The sequence below is a fragment of the Mesorhizobium sp. C268A genome (genome assembly GCF_040324475.1).
Classification (GTDB): domain Bacteria; phylum Pseudomonadota; class Alphaproteobacteria; order Rhizobiales; family Rhizobiaceae; genus Mesorhizobium.
Genome location: NZ_JAMYVX010000003.1, coordinates 1,009,398 through 1,026,035 on the forward strand (window position 1 = coordinate 1,009,398; position 16,638 = coordinate 1,026,035).

Sequence of the window (16,638 nt, forward strand, 5' to 3'; positions counted from 1 at the left end):
TCAGAAATCGAAATTGACCATTCGGTACATGATAAAGTCTCCCAACAGGGCCCAGCTTCCACAGATGACGAATGCAGGCGTAATGAGAGGACTGCTCCAGACTTTGCCGTAGTAGCCGGGCGCGATCAGCCAGAGCGCCCCAAACATGACGAGCGGAAACAAGGAAATGATCCAGGCCGAGGCCCGGCCTTCGGCTGACAAGGCCCTGATCTTCAACCGCAGTTTCTGGCGTTCCCGCAGCACGGTCGAGAGATTTGCCAGGATTTCGGTAAGATTCCCGCCGGTCCTCGCCTGAATAGAAAGCGACACCGATAGCAGATTGAGTCCCTCGAAGCCGACCCGTTGCGTTAACTTTCGCACGGCCTGCTCCATGCTGAGTCCGAAAGTAATCTCGTCGGCGACGATGCCGAATTCCGTGCCAAGCGGATCAGGTATCTCGCGGGCGACGAGGCCTATCGCAACTGAGGCAGGATGCCCTGCGCGCAATGAACGAACGATCATGTCCAGTGCATCGGGCAATTGCTTGGCGAACTTCTTGATCCGTCTGTTACGTGCCCGGCGCAAAACAAGAACAGGCAAGGCAAAGCCCACCACGAGAAAGATGATGAAGGCCGCCGACGCCGATACGTGAAGGAAAAGCCAGAGGAGCAAAGCCAGCGCCAGGCCGGCCAGAAAAAACGAGGCTGCAAAGGTCATCGGGTTTCCGGTAATGCCGGACTGGGTATAAAGCCTGTTCAGCGAGACAAAGCCGAAGATGAAATCTCCTGAATCAGTCAGGCCGCGTTCTCGCAGCAACCCTTGCAAGGTTTTTTCCGCGGGCGCTTCATCAGCGAGACGACGGAGCCGGTGGTTCACCGCCACGAGTCGGGAGCGGCGACCGGCCAGAGAAAGGTAAAGGGCTTCGCCGGCAAGGATCACCGAGGCTGCCGCAAGCATGTAGATAAAATAAAGCAGCGCCTGTCCACTAAGCATCAGAGGGCGACCTGCGGGTTGAAGGCATCCTTGCCGAAATGGAGCCCCAGCGTTGCGGCCTCTGGCGCGAAGCGCGGGCGGACACCGGTGGCGCGAAAATCCCCTATGATCATTCCATCCGCAGCTACATCGCGCCTCACGAAGTGATAGATTTCCTGCAGTTGGACGACATTGCCTTCCATCCCGGTAATCTCGGAAATCGACGTTACGCGCCTGCCGCCATCGGCGAGCCGCTGCGTCTGCACGATGATGTCGATGGCCGAAGCGATTTGTGCCCGGATGGATTCGTGCGTCATCGGCATGCCGGCCATGCCGACCATCTGCTCCAGACGAGAAATAGCGTCGCGAGGCGTGTTGGCATGGATAGTGGTCATCGACCCCTCATGGCCGGTGTTCATGGCCTGCAGCATGTCAAAGGCCTCCTCGCCGCGAACCTCGCCGACGATGATGCGGTCCGGCCGCATGCGAAGCGCGTTCTTCAGCAGTTCGCGTTGACGAACCTCGCCTCTGCCCTCGACATTCGGTGGCCGCGTCTCCAGACGGCCGACATGCGGCTGCTGCAGTTGCAGTTCCGCCGCGTCCTCGATGGTGATCAGGCGCTCTCTGGCCGGGATGTAGCTTGAGAGCGCGTTGAGCAAGGTCGTCTTGCCGCTGCCGGTGCCGCCCGAGACCAGGATTGACTTGCGGGCCTGGACGGCGATCCGCAGCAGCTCGATCATTGGCGGGCGTATCGAATTGAACGCCATCAGGCGCTCAAGCGAATAGGGATTCTTGGAGAATTTGCGGATCGACACCAGCGGACCATCTACAGAAATCGGCCGCACCGCGATGTTGACGCGCGAGCCGTCTGCCAGGCGAGCGTCGACCATCGGCGCCGATTCGTCGACGCGCCGGCCTATAGCCGAGACGATCTTGTTGATCACACGCAACAGATGCGCCTCGTCGCGGAAACGGATTGCCGTCTCTTCGATCACGCCGCGCCGCTCGATGAACACACGGTCGTGCGTGTTGATAAGGATATCGCTGACGGAATCGTCCTTGAGCAGTGGTTCGATCGGCCCGAGGCCTAGCATCTCATCAGCGGTGTCGCTGGTTAGCTGGTCGAGCTCGCGGGCGTTTAGCGGCACGGCACGAGTGCGAACGAACTCGCGAACGATCGGGCGAATCTCGTTGAGGATCTGGTCCTTGGAGGCTGTTTCAAGAGCGGAAAGATTGAACCTGTCAATCAGATGTCGATGCAGCTCGACCTTGAGCGTCAGAAAATCGTCGCCATGCGGTTCGACTTCAGCCGACGGGGCTGGTGCCGACACGCTTGCTGGCACCGGCGCTAGCTGCTGCAGCGCCTTCGGCTCACTCGGTCCCTTGATAAACCGCCCCAGCATAATGCCTTATACCCCTAGAGCCCATATGAGCCGAAACTAAACGTTAACCAAGCGGCGCACAAGCGTCAGGGCACCTCACGTGAGGCCAATACTTTCAACATAGTTAAGGAGTCCGGCAGAAAAATATCGATTTATTTCCGGCACTCGCGCTGCCAAACACGAGTGACGCACTAAGCTTTCACGTTACCGGCGCCCCTTGGGTGACCTGACACGGGGCATCCTCTTCACAAATGCTACAACGCCTTAGATATAAAGGAATATGCCATCTGGCTAAAGTACGTATGCCTTGATTAGCTCAGAGGGGCAATTGTGAACGAATGGTTAAGAACGCTTGAAAAATTAGACGAATCAAGCTCTTGCTAGAAATTGAGGTCACGCCGAATTTGCAAATTGATGTATTAGAAGGTTAAAGGACCGTTAATCCCGTTTGACTCTCCAATTTCTCGGGACCTAGGATTGAGGTGACGGGGGATGCTTGGGTATGGAGTTCATCCTTGGCTCTGTCTCGTCGGGTTGAAACCTCCAGAGGGAGAAATTGACATGAAAAAGCTCATGACAATGACCCGGCAGTTCCGCGACGACGAAAACGGCGCTGCTATGGTCGAATATTCTATTCTGATTGGCATTATCGCAGTGGCCTCTATCGGCTTCATCATCGGCATCGGCGGGTGGGTTACGGGCCGCTTCACCGGCCTTTGCAGCGCCATGGACGCCTCCGGTACCGGATCTTGCGCCAGCGGTGCCGGTTCTTGATCGATTGATCGGCATCAGGCCCGGGTTGTCCAGACCCGGGCCTGAATTCAGTCGTGGCGGGCGAATTCCCGCTCTATTGGCTGGGGGCTTGGGTTATGCGCGCCAACACACTTATCATGATAGTTCTCGCCGGCGTCTTCGGGGTGCTGGCGGTCGTGCTGATCAACATCTGGCTCGCTGGCCAGCGTAGTGCTTTGGCTCAATCAAACGGCAAAGGCAATACGATCGTTGTCGCGGCACTGCCGCTGAAGTTCGGCGACACATTGAGCGCCGACAAGTTGCATGAGATCGCTTGGCCCGCGGGCGCAGTCCCGGCTGGAGCGTTCAAGACCACCAAGGAAGCCTTGGCCGGCAGTGGCGCAAGGCAGGCGCTGCAAGCGATCAGCACCAATGAGCCGATCCTCGGCAGCAAGATCACCGGTCCAGGCCAGCGCGCCACACTTTCGGCGGTGCTGGGTGAAGGCATGAAGGCCGTATCCATCCGCGTCAACGACGTGCTTGGCGTTGCCGGCTTCGTCTTCCCGGGCGACCGGGTTGATGTGCTGCTGACGCGCTCGGTGCGCGGCGATGACGGTGCGGACAAGAGTTTTGTCGACGTTCTGCTGCAGAGCATGAAAGTGCTCGCCGTCGACCAGGTCGCTGACGTGAGCAAGGACAACCCGACGGTTGTGAAGTCGGTGACGCTTGAAGCCACCACAAAGGACGCGCAGAAACTGACGCTGGCCGCCGGTGCGGGGCAGTTGTCTCTTGCACTGCGCCAGGCTGCCGCCAATAAGGGCGAGACAACCGAACGAGTCACGCTTTCCGACCTGAATGGCGAGACGCCGGACGATGTCGCAAAGAGGCAGGCCGAACTGGACAAGCAGGCCGCAGCCGACGCAGCCGCAGCCGAACGCCAGCGCGCAGCTGACAAGATCGCCGGATTGGAAAAGGCCGTGGACAGGGTGGGAAGCCAGCTCGACGAGTTGAGCAAGGTCAAGCCGGTGCCGGCCGTGGTGACGGCACCCGCATCAAAAGAAGTCGTCAAGGAAGTTATCAAGTATTTGGAGCCGGAACCGCCGAAGAATGTTACAGTGGGCGTCTTTCGCGGCGTGAAGCTTGAATCCTATGACGTGCCGCGACAACCATAAGGGATGCGGCGAAGCGGGGCAGCCGGCGGCAGCAGTTTGGGAGATGGGGATGCAGGGGTTTTGGATGAGGGTAGCGGCGGCCGCACTGTCCTGTTTGGCTGCGCTGCTGACGTCTAGCCTCGGGACTGAGGCAGCCGACCGTTTCATCGACGTATCGAACCCGAGCGTCCATCGCATCTTCCTGCCGACGTCACAGTCTGTGACGCTACAGGTGAGCGCCAATCTCGGCGATATCGTTGTCGGCGACGAGAAGATCGCCGATGCCCAGCCCATGACCGACCGAACGCTTTATGTCATCGGCAAGAGCGCCGGCACCACCACAGTCAATCTCTTCTCTCCGGAAAAGCGCTCGCTCGGCGTCATCCAGATCGAAGTCGGCGTCGACGTCAGCGACATGGCGCAGGCGATCCGCCAGGTGGCGCCCAGGGCGCGCATCGAAATCGGTTCGATCAACGGCAAGGTGAGGCTTGGCGGTCACGTCAAGGACGGCGCCACGCTGGCGTCGATCCTGGAAGTGGTACAGCAGTATGGCCCCGACGCCATCATAAATTCCGTCATCGTCGACGACAGCCAGCAGGTCAATCTCGAGGTGCGCGTGCTTGAGGCCAAGCGCAACGCCGGCCGCGATCTCGGCGTTTCAATCAGGAGCACGAATGGCAGTGGCACAACCCGTACAGGGACAGGCATTGCCGCCGCCGACAAAGATAACGTAGTGCTTGGCCCGGGCGATCTGCTCAGTGGCCTACTGTCGACCAGCAATCCCTTCGCGGCACTGATTACCCGTGTCATTGACAGCAACATCAAGGTCGACCTGATCATTGAAGCGCTTGAGGCCAAGGGCGTCGTGCGCACGCTGGCAGAACCAAATCTCACCACTCTGTCGGGTGAGCCAGCCAGCTTCAACGCCGGCGGCGAAGTGCCTATCCGTGTCGTGGGCAATGATGGCCAGATAACCATCACGTATAAGCAATTTGGCGTCAATCTGCTGTTCACGCCGGTCGTACTCGACGACGGCAAGATCCATATGAAGCTGGCGCCGGAAGTGAGTGACCTCACCGGTTTCACCACCGCCGGCGACCCGATCTTCACCAACCGCAAGCTAGAAACCGTCGTCGAACTCCGCGACGGCCAGAGCTTCGCGGTCGGCGGGCTCCTGTCCAGCAAGACCACCAAGTTGCAGAACCAGGTGCCGTGGCTGGGCCAGGTGCCGGTCATCGGTGCGCTGTTCCGCAATTCGAGCAACCAGAAGGAAGAGACCGAACTGGTGGTTATCGTCACGCCGCACATCGTCCGGCCGGTGAAGCCTGGCGAGCAGCTGGCGACCCCGTTCGACAAGACACGGCCGGCCAATGACCCGGAGTTCTTCATCCTTGGTCAGCTCGAGGTGAACAAGGACATGATCCGAAAATATGAAACGGGCGACGGCGTCACCGGCCCCTATGGCCACATGCTGGACTTCAAATCGAAGGACAAGATGCTCTATGTCAAGAAATAGCGCCTTGATCCTCTTTCTGTGCGCCGGCGCCCTATCGGGCTGCGCCGCGGACTATCTGAACCACTACGACACGGTGACGCTCGCCGCCGGCGACACGCAAAAATTCAATTCGCTGGCGCAGACGGTGGATCCGTTCAATCCGAACGCGAAGAACACACATATCGAAGGCGACGGCGCCCGGGCAGCCGCTGTTGCACAGGGCTACAAATTTCCACCGCCACCACCGCCACCGCCTGCGATAACGGTCAATGTCGGCGGGTCGGGTGTGACCAACGGAGCGAATTGAACAGAAGGATGCGGTTGCATTGCGCCGGGCGAGCGAGGGGCCCGGTGCAAAGGAAGCAGAGAGTAAGGTCATGTTGGGGACCATTAGGGCGTTCTGGAATGATCAACGCGGCATAGCGATGATCCTTGTCGCAATCATGCTGCCTGTGCTGGTTGGGCTCGCATTGCTGGCTATCGACATGAGCCGCGCCACTGGGCTGCACAATGATCTTCAAAAAGGTGTGGACGCGCTTGCGCTTGCAGCAGCGGCGGAACTCGACGGCAATTCGGATGCGATCACCCGGGCCAACCGGGCGGTAGCCAATCTTCTCGCCAACACAACGAAGTTTTCGACCGCAGGCGACCACACGCTTGCTCTGTCTGACGTCACGGTAAAGTATTTGACCGGGATTCCCGCCAGTGACAGCACAACGCTAACCGCCGACGGCGTCGACTCCAACGGGGTGACCTGGGCCAGCACGGACCCCAAGGCTGTGAGATTTGCCGAGGTGACGATCAACGCCTCCGGTCTGGCGGACGGCGCGGGCGCTTTCGAAACCATCTTCCCAGCCAGCGTCGTCGGCAGCAACAACAGGATGGACTTACAACCGCAGGCGGTTGCCGGGTTCACCAACGCATTGTGTCAGTTCACGCCGATGTTCATCTGCAATCCTTATGCGTCGCTTGGCGCCCTGCAGACGGCGCTGTCTGGAACAAAGAAGCCGATGATATGGCTCAAGGAGCAGACCGGCGGCAATAACGCTCAATATGGGCCTGGCAATTACGGGTTTCTGTCTTCGCCTGAGGGGGACAAGTCGGCGCAAGCACTGACGGAAATGTTCGCGGTGACCAGCCCGCCCGCCTGCTACGATCAGAACGGGGTCAAGACCCGCCCAGGCAACGTTACTCCGGTAAACGACGGAATCAACACGCGTTTCGACATTTATCCCAATGGCAACAGTGGCAAGCTGGTCCCCTCAAGCGCGCCGCCCTCACCGAATGTTCGCAAGGGTATGGTAACGAAGAAAACTGGCAACAATTGCACCTATGAGGCCCCCAACAGCGGACAGGAAAGCAATTATAAAAAGCTCCCCAAGGACAATTGCTTCACCTCTGGGAGCTGTACACAAGCGGGCGTGCTCGGTGACGGTTCCTGGGATTTCAACACTTCCGCAAACAGCTACTGGCCGGTCAACCACGGCAATGCCAGCACATCCAGCGTGTTGGCTGCATGCGGCGCCAGCCCCAGCCGGTACTGCGTATATAAGTATGAGATCGACAATCCAACTTTGAAGAGCGGCCAGGAGAAGACACCGCCGCAGTGCAACACAACCACGCAAACCGCCGACCGTCGGCTAATCTATGTTGCAATCATCGACTGCGTGGCCAACCAGGTCAAGGGCGGCAATCAAACGCTGCCAGTGCAGGCCTTCTCCAGCGTGTTCATCACCGAACCGGCCGGTGGTCCGCCTAACGCCGACATCTACGGCGAGATCCAGGATATCAGCACTACCGTCGGCCAAGGCACGCTGAAGAAACTTCAGCGCAACGAAGCGCAGCTTTACCGGTAGAACCATGCTGGTCGCGCTCAGGAAAATCATTCGACATTTCAAGGGCGACGAGGATGGCGTCGCCCTGGTGGAGGTGGCGATGGTCACACCATTTGTGTTGCTGTTGGCCGCTGGCGTGTTCGAATTCTCCAACATGCTGAACACACGCATGCTCCTTGACGCCGGCGTAAAGGATGCGGCCCGCTATATGGCGCGCTGCAGCAGCGACTGGGATACTTGTTCGGGGTATGCAAAAAACCTTGCAGTGAATGGAGCCATATCTGGCGGCAGCGCAAGGGTGACGGGATGGACCACAGGCGAAGTCACCATAAGCAAGTCATTATCTACTCCAGCGATTGATTCCGGCACCGGCACTGAGCTCTACCTCAGCAGCACCGCCAACGTCGATGTGGTGCAGGTCAGCACATCATATCCGTATGCGGGTGTAGGGTTCTGGTCTTATCTCGGTTTCGGCCAGATCAGCCTATCGGTATTCCATCAGGAGCGTGTTCTAGGATGGTGATGCTGCGGCGCAAATTCTGGGCAAGCGAGTCCGGCGCGACGATGGTCGAGATGGCCATCGCCATGCCGCTGCTGCTGACGCTGCTGCTCGGCTTCGTCGACTTCGGCTATGCCTTCTACCAATGGAACGCCGCGAACAAGGCAGTGCAGGCCGGAGCACGGCTGGCGCAAATTTCCGGTCCGGTCGCCAGCGGGCTTTCACTCGAGGCAAAAACGCCAAGCGACTCGCTGGACGTCGGCAAAGCGGTCCCCGCCAACACGTATAATTACATCTGCACGGCTAGTGCCGCGGGAGTTGCCTCCTGCACCTGCGGAACGGGCGCTACATGCCAGGACCTCACGGCAAGTCAGGCTGCCTTTGACTTCATTTACACTGGCAGCGGCAGCCGGTCTGGAATGCACACGTTCTTGCCGATGCTTCCAAAATCCGAGGTGAGGATACAATACCAGGCCTCAGGCCTCGGATATTGGACGCGTCCGAACGGACCGGTGCCGACCATTACGGTCAGCATTGTAAATCATCAATTCCAGTTCTTCTTCCTGGGCGGACTACTCGGATTCGGAAACCTCACCATGCCCTCCATGCTGAGCACGGTCACGGGCGAAGACATGAAGAGCAGCTATCCATGAATGCCATCAACACCAAGGTCACACCGACCAAGCGAAAGCAGGTGGCGCTGTTCTCGTCGGATCCGAATTTCAAGCGCGATGTGGCGACGCGGCTCGACGCGCTGGCGATCTACGACGTCAGGGTTTCCGAGACGAGCGATTTCCTCAGGGGTCCTCCCGCGGATACGCGCCCAGGCATCGTCATTCTCGACCTCGGCAATGGCGAAATGCTCGGCAGGCCGGGCATCGTCGAAGCACGCGCCCTTTGGGCGACCGTGCCGCTGATCGCGGTCTCCGACGAGCTGTCGTCGGAGCAGACGCGCGTGCTGGTGCGCATGAACGCTTCGGACTGGCTGCACAAGCCGCTCGACGGCAAGGAACTGCTCAACGCAGTGACTTTCCACGACACCGGCAACCAAGGGACGAAAAGCCGTATCGTCACCTTCATCAGCGCCAGCGGCGGCGCCGGCGCGACCACGCTTGCATTGTCGGCGGCCGAATTCCTGGCGTCGAAATCGAAGGAACGCGGGGCTTCCACCTGCCTGGTCGACCTCGATTTCCAGAGCGCCAATTGCGGCGCCTATCTGAACCAGTTCAACCAGTTCGATCTTGGCGGGATCATCGGCCAGCCGGAGAGGCTCGACGTCGAGCTGATGGATGTCATCAAGCTCTCGCGCCCGTCTGGGCTGACGCTCTATTCCTTCGAGAGGCCGCAATTGCCTTTCGAACCGCAGGGCAGTGATTTTGTCTTCCGGCTGCTGGACCTCGTCGCCTACCGGTTCGACGACATCGTCATCGACCTGCCGAACATCGAGACGCCTTGGCACAATTCCGTGCTGTCGACGAGCGATGAGATATTCATCGTCTTCGAACTCAACGTCGCCTCGCTGCGGCAAGGCAAACGGCTCTACAAGAAGATCCGTGAGTTGCGTGGCAATGCTGTCAGCATCACGCTGGTCGCCAACAAGCACAAGCGCAAATGGTTCGGCAACCACTTTTCGCGCAGCGAACTCGAAAAGATCTTCAAGGCGCCCCACATCAAGTCGGTCACGCTGGACAATGCGCTTCTGTCCGATGCCTTGAACCGTGCTATCCTGCCTGCCGAGGTGGATGGGCGTGCGCGCTTCAACAAGGACCTCAAGCGGATGTTCAAAGAGCGGCTCGATGACGCTGCCAAATAGGGGGCGGCCAAGTAGGTATCGGATTGGCCCGGAATTGGCGTGCGTCATGAGCATTGCGCTGATGATGCTGGTCCAGGATTTCGCCAGCGCACGATCGGCACTTTCGGATCGGCCGCCGCTGCCGGCAATGGGACCCAGCCTGCGCAAGACTGTTGCCTTCGAGACGACAGAACAGCCCGGAACAATCGTTATCCGCAAGGGCGAGAAAGCGCTTTATCTGGTGATCCGACAAGGCCAGGCGCTTCGCTATCAGATCAGCGTCGGACGGGACGGCTTTGGCTGGACCGGGGTCGTCAAGGTGGGGGCGAAGACCGAATGGCCGGAATGGCGGCCACCCCGCGAAATGCGCGCCCGCCAGCCGAACCTGCCGCAAATGGTGCCTGCAGGTCCCTACAACCCACTCGGCGCCAGGGCGCTCTATCTCTCTCGGGACGGGCGTGACACGCTCTATCGGATACACGGAACCAACGATCCCAAGGGTGTTGGCTTCGATGGAACATCGGGGTGTTTTCGCCTTACCAACACCGATGTGATCGATCTCTTCAGGCGCGTCGCGATCGGCGCAAAGGTGGTGGTTCAATGACGATGATCAGCGAACCGGATATGCCGGCAATCGAGATTGGGACAGCAGCCCGCATTGGAGAGCAGGCTGTCGTTGGGAAACCGCGCGACAAAAGCATTATCGGCGCGGTCATCATCGGCACGTCCCTGCTCACTTTGGTGAATATGATAGCCGCGGTTTATCTCTACCGCGGCATCAGCGATATGCGCTTTCTGGAAGGGCGCCTGGAACAACTCGGGACGTTCGAACAACGAATCGGCAGCCAGTTGGATACGGTCAACAACGGTTTTCAGAGCCGATTTGAAAAACTGGACAGTCAGCTGCAGAGCAGCTTTGGTGAAATCAACCGGAGCATAGCCCGGCTGGAACAAAACCAGCCTATTGTCCACGACGAAATCACGTCGAGCGCAGCGGAACCTTCCGTCGACACGACCAGCAGCATGGCGGAGGCGCCTGCTGTTCTCGATGGTGAAGACGCGACCGAGCCCAGCGTCGTCGATACACCGCGTCCGCCCAAAAGGCGGATTGCAGCTGCAGCGCCTGCCCCAAGCTCCAACTACCAGCGAATTGAGCAGGCCGACGGCAAGGTTTACTACCGGAAGATCAACTAACGCCGGAAAAATGGGGCTGCCTTAGAGATCTCGCTGCAGAGCAACAAGCCTCGCGGCCAGCGCTCCGGATCGCTCTCGAGCTTCCCTGAGAAAGACAACATGACAGTAGGCGCATGCTGTCAGACCCAGGACCAGCACAAGGCTGTTCTTCAAGGTGAAATCGACCATTAGCGAGAAGGGAAGCCCCCCGGGTACCGTGAATGAGGCGATCGTGCTCGCTGTTTCGGAATGGCTGGTGACAGCGATCATCAACCCGGCGAAAAGCAGGGCGACGTGATTGGCAAGAAAGAAGAAGGCAGCTGACTTTCTTGTGCGGCACGCCGTCCAGCAAACGATCGACGCGGCAGCCAGGATGGAGGCATCAACGACCATCGACCCTCCCAGACAGACATCGACCTGTTGCCAAAACATCGTCGACAGCGGCCTTAGTTCAAGCCAAACCCGCCACATTGTGGGGCTGGCCGGATATGCTCCCAGCAAGAATGTCGCCATGCGCTCCCCTGCAAGGATCAGCAGGATCAGCGATGGGAAGGCAAAGAGCATTATCGACTTGCGCTTCATGTCACCCTCAACAATCTTGCCTTCAAGATAGATTGCAGAGATTACGCGAGGCTTAACGGAGCGGTGGTGATTCTGTGGTGGCGCGGCCAGTCGGGCATGGCAGCCTGCAAGAGCCATTCGCGTATGGCGCAGCCATTAGAGCGGTTCACGACTTGATGGAATCGAAGGGGATCCCCGCTTTGTCGATTTTGTGATTCAAGATGCTGGCTGGAGTGGAGGCCAGCATCTGATGACTCGACCCCTTTCCAATGATCTTCGCGAGCGGGTTGTGGCGGCGGTTTTGAGTGGTGAAAGCCGCCGGTCTGCCGCCAAACGGTTCGGTATTTCGGTTTCGGCCGCGGTGAAGCTGTTGCAGCGCCATGGGACTACCGGCCCGGTGGCACCGGGCAAGATGGGTGGGCATCGCAAGAGGGTGCTGGAGCCGCACCGTGCCTTCATCGAGGCGCGTATACGTGGGACGCCACATCTGACGCTGCACGGTCTGAAGGATGAGTTGGCCGGTCGCGGGGTCAAGGTCTCGCACAGGGCAGTGTGGCTGTTCCTGCGCCGCGAGGGGCTGAGCTTCAAAAAAAACGCTGTTCGCCCTTGAGCAGGCGCGCACTGATATTGCCCGCAGGCGCCAGCGATGGCGATCTTGGCAGACCGGCCTTGATCCGCAGTGCCTGGTCTTCATCGATGAGACGTGGATCAAGACCAACATGGCTCCGCTGCGAGGCTGGGGGCCGAAGGGCAAGCGGCTGCGCGGCTTGGCCCCGCACGGCCACTGGCGCACACTGACCTTCCTTGGCGCGCTGCGCTGCGATCGGCTCGCGCCTTGCGTCTTCGATGGGCCAATCAACGGCCAATGCTTCCGGGCCTATGTCGAGCAGCAGCTCATCACCGTGCTGAAGCCCGGCGACATCGTCCTCATGGACAACCTGGGAAGCCATAAGTCGGCCGCCATCAGGCAGATGATCAAGGCTGCCGGCGCAAGGCTCTGGTACCTGCCACCTTACTCTCCCGATCTCAATCCAATTGAGCAGGCCTTTGCCAAGATCAAACATTGGATGCGCCAGGCTCAAAAGCGCACCGTCGAGGACACATGGCGTCACATCGGCCACCTCGTCGAAACCATCGAGGCAGCCGAATGCAGGAACTACTTCGAAAACGCCGGATATGCTTCCGTCAAAACGTGAAGGGCTCTAGTTGTTTTGGCTGAGGACGAGCGTAACCACCTTAGGCTCGGCTCGCTGCAGACATCGTTCCGGAATATTGGGCCACATCGCCTTGGCGCATCGCTGATCTTCGCCTCGGGCCGTCGCAAGCGTGAGTTCTGCGTTACCGGCTTCGTCTGCGGTCGACAGGAATACCTGCGTGGCGAGCGCAGTCGCCATAGATACTTGGACGAGGATAAGGGCGTAGGCAAATCGTCTGATCATCTGCTCGCAACGTTCAATCCGCGAAGTGGTTCCAACGTCGCGACCCGCCGATGTAAACCCGATCACGATTCTCGAGCCTGCGCCCTGCCCGTCCTCAGCTTTCCTAAGGACAACCCTTCGTCATCTCCTAGCTCCACCTCCTGAGGCAAGATCTCACCCATAGATCCTATCCAAAACCGTTCACTTCCAGACCAAGGCAAGGTTTGCCTCAACGGCCGATATGAAGCGGTGGGTTCAACCGGTCATCGCAACACGTTCCGTAGGCTATCGGCCGGCGTTTCGAAGTCCAGGGTTTTTCGGGGGCGCTGATTGAGACGCAGAGCGATGGCGTCGAGCTGGTCCTGCGAGGCTTGGGAAAGTTGGTTGCCCTGGGGAAATACTGCCTGAGCAGGCCGTTGGTGTTTTCGTTGCTGCCGCGTTGCCAGGGATTGCGCGGATCGCAGCAGTAGAGTTCGGCCTGGAGGATGATACCACCCCCGAACAGGCGTCATCGATCATACAGAAAGATGACGCACGACAGTCGCCAGTGATCGGGACCGACGAGACCGCGAAACAGATAGTCGCTCTGCTTCAGCGCGTCTCTCGCTGATTTCGTCAAGTTGCTCGCTTCGGGGGAGCTTCCAATCCTAGACTAGAAGACTGATCGCCAGCGAAAGCGACGGCATCTGCTTCATATTCGAATGCTCGGGAATACGTTTCACCGTTCCTCCCTATGATGCGAACGACCCACTCGCCCAACGAATGGCGGATCTCTAGGAAGAGGGAAGACGAAGACGGCGGTCGGTACGTGACGCTGTCCAATGCCCTCGGGAGGCCTGTCCCGCCAAAATCGGCTCCATCATCGGAGGAATGAACTTCACGCATGCACTGACTCCCGAGACCGCGAGTCAATTAGCGCGTGCTTAATTAGTTCCGGAGCGTTTTAACGAATCGTTGACCGCGCTGTCCCATTATAGGACGGCGCGGTCAAATCCCAACCTTGGCTGCGCAGGCGGCTTCGGCATTGAGTTCCACCCCGAACTGTCGGAGCCGCCACCCACATTCCACAATTTACCAGCAATGGTTGAATCAACCGTTACTGCACGTGCTTTCAATGGCGCTTCCCTGATCGTTAGACTTTGACGGAACAAACAGGGGATTCACAGGTTCGGCGTTCCGGACTCGACCGATGGAAGCGATCTTCGATGACATCGCCAACGCCCTCAGAGCGCCCCGCCAGGACGTGTGGCGCCCTGTCCGCGCCTTCGCCATCGATATGGCAGGCAAGCTGTTCATGGGCCTCGCTATCGGCCTAGGTGTTGGCTTTGGAATGGGTGCTGGCTGGTTAGCGTAGATCTGCCCCGGCGATGCGCTGCGTGAATGCCCGCTCGACTCCAACAACAGCCTCATCGTTCGTTTCGACTGTTCCGCACGCGCCGCCGTCATCGCAGGTCCAGAACCAAGTGCCTGCGGCTGGGCCGTGCATCATCTTCAGGATGCGGCCGACCTTTTCCTGCTGGAAAGCTGCGGCGAAATCGAAGGGCGCCGTCTGCCCTCCTATCACGGTCCGCGACCAGGCCAGCCACACGCGAGCACCCCGGCCGAGCACGAAATTGAACGCCTCATCCTGCTTCTCGAACGTCTGAAGAATTGCACTGCCGTCGACGACCTGAAAGCCTCGTTGATAGGCGAAGCGGACGGTAAGGCGATCAGCTGCTGGCATGGCTCCGAATATCCTTCAATCTTCCTCGCGGAAATCCTGCAGCGATGCATGACGCAGGTCATCCTCGCCGCGCAGGTGCTTCACGCGTCCAATGAGGCCCGGCTTGACCCATTGCGTCGCCGGCCGCTTCATAATGCCCTTGTGCGCCGTGGCCGTCACCCGGATTCGGGATCGAGGAAACCTTTTCCAAGCTTCGCTGTCAGGGTTCCATGGCCCGCTTCTTCTTCGATCTAACCGACAACGGAACCCCTTACCCGGACACCGAAGGCACCGAGCTTGCAAGTCTGGACGCGGCTGAAGATTAGGCGGCAAGGGCGCTGTTTGAAATCGCAAAAGAACAAATGGGCGGCACATTCCGCCAAGTCGCCTTCCGAGTTCATGACGGCACCAGCATTTCGCTGTTTGAGGTGAAAGTCACGTGCGAGGTGACGCGGGCTGGAGATTCCGATGCCAGACTGTTGGAAGCCTGACGACTCATACCTCGAAAGCGCTCGCCGGAACCAACGCCGGACGGTCGGCGAACTCAACTCCCTACTTACGACCATAGACGAGACACGCCGCGTCCTGGCTGCGTCACGGAAGCTCTTGGAACAGATGGCCGAACGCGAAGACCCCCCGCTGCCAGGTTGAGGCGGCTTCTATGGGAATCCGCTCATCTTGACGCCAGAGCAGCGCTGGCAGGTTCATCAACCGGCTACCCTCAGAAGCAGTGCGACACCGACCCCATAAGGGATGAACACAGCCGCCAATGCGACCCAGATGCCCGGATCGGCGAGACGTGCATTTCCTTGCGAAGTTGTTCCACACGACCCAACGGCAAAAGGCCGGCTGTGTTCCCAAAACTGAAAAGGCCGGCGCACACAAGCGGTCGACGGGCATTCGGTTCCATTGCTAGATCACCAGCAAGCGCGCTTACCTGCAGCGGAACCTGACGGCCACTACGACCGTTATTTGAAAGGACAACGAAAGGAGATCGCCATCATGGACTGGAACCGCGTCGAAGGAAATTGGAAGCAATTCAAAGGTAAGGTCAAGGAGCAGTGGGGCAAGCTCACTGATGATGATCTTGACCGCATAGCCGGCAACCGCGATCAGCTCGAAGGTACGATCCAGGAACGCTACGGCATTGAGAAGGATCGCGTGCGGCGAGACGTTGACGACTGGTATGGTCGACAAGACTCGTAGGATAGGACAGTTGAACCTAGCTAAAATAAAGGCGCAGTCCACAAACCGCGCCCTTTTAGTGTTCCCGTGCGACGTTCGGCTCGACCTTGAACAATCGATTTTTGGGAACGTGTCGGCTTCCAGTTGCGTTGATCTTCGCAATGGAGGTCGTAGCAATGTCCATCCACAAAGAAGACTATCGAACGAACAAGGCTGACTACCTGATAGCGAAAAGGCCAGATCTGGTTCAGCGGACGAAGCCGAAAAAGAAGATATTGCGGAGTGACGATCAACGTTCCGCAGAGGTATTAGACGACCCCTCTGCGTTATCCGAGAGGCCAACCTCAGGCCGTTGGAAATCGTAGAAAGTCAAGAGGAACATTTTAGCGATATTGAATGTTCGACTGTCTATGAGCAGCCGTACCGTGCTCAGCAGACCAACCCAGAGCAGCACGAGCCCTACTGAACTGGTCGCGTGTGCGACTTGCCGCAAAGGCAGATCTTAGCGAAATGGCCATCAGCGATCTTGAGAACGGATTCAGGAAATCGCGTCCCCACAACATCGCGGCGATCCGCAAGGCGTTTGAAGACGCCGGAATCGTCTTCACCGTCGAAGGCACTCCATCGCTAGCCCGCTCAGAAGGTGATAGCGGCCTCGCCACCGACAATAGACAGTGGCGCCGGCGGCAGAGAAAATAATAAGGCGAAAAGCCTACTCAGGAGCGTCTTAGGCTCGGAACTCATACCGGAAGGCTCGCAATG

Annotated in this window: 20 protein-coding genes and 1 pseudogene; 15 read left to right on the plus strand and 6 right to left on the minus strand. The window is 58.8% G+C overall.

The features are described 5' to 3' along the window. Positions 1-972: a type II secretion system F family protein gene (locus NKL06_RS31720; protein ID WP_023694794.1), complete on the minus strand. Its 972-nt coding sequence runs from the start codon at positions 970-972 to the stop codon at positions 1-3. Next, complete coding sequence (locus NKL06_RS31725) at positions 972-2,354, minus strand: TadA family conjugal transfer-associated ATPase (protein WP_023694793.1); 1,383 nt, start codon at positions 2,352-2,354, stop codon at positions 972-974. The genes NKL06_RS31720 and NKL06_RS31725 overlap by 1 nt, the downstream gene beginning before the upstream one ends. A gap of 540 nt (positions 2,355-2,894) precedes the next feature. Between NKL06_RS31725 and NKL06_RS31730 the strand changes: the two genes are divergently transcribed. The 10 genes from NKL06_RS31730 (at position 2,895) to NKL06_RS31775 (ending at position 11,031) form a co-directional block, all read left to right on the plus strand. After that, a complete protein-coding gene (locus NKL06_RS31730) occupies positions 2,895-3,107 on the plus strand; it encodes a Flp family type IVb pilin (RefSeq protein WP_023694792.1) in 213 nt (70 codons plus the stop codon). Between the two features lie 95 nt (positions 3,108-3,202). After that, the gene (gene cpaB / locus NKL06_RS31735) at positions 3,203-4,237 is read left to right on the plus strand and encodes a Flp pilus assembly protein CpaB (RefSeq protein WP_023694791.1); all 1,035 of its coding nucleotides are present in this window, start codon (positions 3,203-3,205) and stop codon (positions 4,235-4,237) included. Positions 4,238-4,286: 49 nt separating this feature from the next. Beyond that, complete coding sequence (locus NKL06_RS31740) at positions 4,287-5,732, plus strand: type II and III secretion system protein family protein (protein WP_023701635.1); 1,446 nt, start codon at positions 4,287-4,289, stop codon at positions 5,730-5,732. A 4-nt stretch (positions 5,733-5,736) separates the two neighbouring features. Then, complete coding sequence (locus NKL06_RS31745) at positions 5,737-6,018, plus strand: hypothetical protein (RefSeq protein ID WP_023694789.1); 282 nt, start codon at positions 5,737-5,739, stop codon at positions 6,016-6,018. A gap of 70 nt (positions 6,019-6,088) precedes the next feature. Further along, a complete protein-coding gene (locus tag NKL06_RS31750; RefSeq protein ID WP_023701637.1) occupies positions 6,089-7,567 on the plus strand; it encodes a TadE/TadG family type IV pilus assembly protein in 1,479 nt (492 codons plus the stop codon). A gap of 4 nt (positions 7,568-7,571) precedes the next feature. Next, entirely contained in the window at positions 7,572-8,069 is a 498-nt protein-coding gene (locus NKL06_RS31755; RefSeq protein ID WP_023694787.1) for a TadE/TadG family type IV pilus assembly protein, read from the plus strand. Next, complete coding sequence (locus tag NKL06_RS31760; protein ID WP_023694786.1) at positions 8,063-8,698, plus strand: TadE/TadG family type IV pilus assembly protein; 636 nt, start codon at positions 8,063-8,065, stop codon at positions 8,696-8,698. Before NKL06_RS31755 ends, NKL06_RS31760 begins: the two co-directional genes overlap by 7 nt. After that, a complete protein-coding gene (locus tag NKL06_RS31765) occupies positions 8,695-9,858 on the plus strand; it encodes a CpaE/TadZ family protein (RefSeq protein ID WP_023694785.1) in 1,164 nt (387 codons plus the stop codon). Before NKL06_RS31760 ends, NKL06_RS31765 begins: the two co-directional genes overlap by 4 nt. Further along, positions 9,842-10,441, plus strand: coding sequence for a L,D-transpeptidase (locus NKL06_RS31770; RefSeq protein ID WP_031210770.1), 600 nt, complete (start codon positions 9,842-9,844; stop codon positions 10,439-10,441). Before NKL06_RS31765 ends, NKL06_RS31770 begins: the two co-directional genes overlap by 17 nt. Beyond that, positions 10,438-11,031 carry a hypothetical protein gene (locus NKL06_RS31775; RefSeq protein ID WP_023694783.1) on the plus strand — a complete coding sequence of 198 codons (594 nt, stop codon included), beginning with the start codon at positions 10,438-10,440 and terminating at the stop codon, positions 11,029-11,031. Before NKL06_RS31770 ends, NKL06_RS31775 begins: the two co-directional genes overlap by 4 nt. Positions 11,032-11,052: 21 nt before the next feature. On the opposite strand, the gene NKL06_RS31780 is transcribed toward NKL06_RS31775, so the two are convergent. Continuing rightward, complete coding sequence (locus NKL06_RS31780; protein WP_023694782.1) at positions 11,053-11,592, minus strand: hypothetical protein; 540 nt, start codon at positions 11,590-11,592, stop codon at positions 11,053-11,055. Positions 11,593-11,821: 229 nt separating this feature from the next. Here NKL06_RS31780 and NKL06_RS31785 point away from each other — a divergent pair. Beyond that, positions 11,822-12,767 (plus strand): IS630 family transposase gene (locus NKL06_RS31785; RefSeq protein ID WP_156939184.1). Its coding sequence is split into 2 segments (ribosomal slippage): positions 11,822-12,157 and positions 12,159-12,767, totalling 945 coding nucleotides; the frame shifts between segments, so codons are not numbered across the junction. Between the two features lie 485 nt (positions 12,768-13,252). On the opposite strand, the pseudogene NKL06_RS31790 reads toward NKL06_RS31785, so the two are convergent. Continuing rightward, a pseudogene (locus NKL06_RS31790) lies at positions 13,253-13,464 on the minus strand (transposase); the annotation flags it as partial. Between the two features lie 714 nt (positions 13,465-14,178). On the opposite strand from NKL06_RS31790, the gene NKL06_RS31795 reads away from it, so the two are divergent. Beyond that, a complete protein-coding gene (locus NKL06_RS31795; protein WP_023694778.1) occupies positions 14,179-14,343 on the plus strand; it encodes a hypothetical protein in 165 nt (54 codons plus the stop codon). Here the strand turns inward: NKL06_RS31795 and NKL06_RS31800 are convergent. Both NKL06_RS31800 and NKL06_RS31805 read right to left on the minus strand, forming a co-directional pair. After that, on the minus strand, positions 14,335-14,712 hold the full coding sequence (locus tag NKL06_RS31800) for a hypothetical protein (protein WP_023694777.1): 378 nt from the start codon (positions 14,710-14,712) through the stop codon (positions 14,335-14,337). The two genes, NKL06_RS31795 and NKL06_RS31800, sit on opposite strands and share 9 nt — an antisense overlap. Before the next feature lie 15 nt (positions 14,713-14,727). Then, positions 14,728-14,871, minus strand: coding sequence for a hypothetical protein (locus NKL06_RS31805; protein ID WP_023694776.1), 144 nt, complete (start codon positions 14,869-14,871; stop codon positions 14,728-14,730). Positions 14,872-14,921: 50 nt separating this feature from the next. On the opposite strand from NKL06_RS31805, the gene NKL06_RS32790 reads away from it, so the two are divergent. From NKL06_RS32790 to NKL06_RS31815, 3 genes are all read left to right on the plus strand, one after another. Further along, positions 14,922-15,017, plus strand: a complete 96-nt coding sequence (locus tag NKL06_RS32790) for a DUF6894 family protein (protein WP_023673382.1) — start codon at positions 14,922-14,924, stop codon at positions 15,015-15,017. Positions 15,018-15,693: 676 nt separating this feature from the next. Beyond that, positions 15,694-15,897: a CsbD family protein gene (locus NKL06_RS31810; protein WP_023673385.1), complete on the plus strand. Its 204-nt coding sequence runs from the start codon at positions 15,694-15,696 to the stop codon at positions 15,895-15,897. 456 nt (positions 15,898-16,353) lie between these two features. After that, on the plus strand, positions 16,354-16,575 hold the full coding sequence (locus NKL06_RS31815) for an XRE family transcriptional regulator (protein ID WP_245271435.1): 222 nt from the start codon (positions 16,354-16,356) through the stop codon (positions 16,573-16,575). Positions 16,576-16,638: the final 63 nt, after the last annotated feature.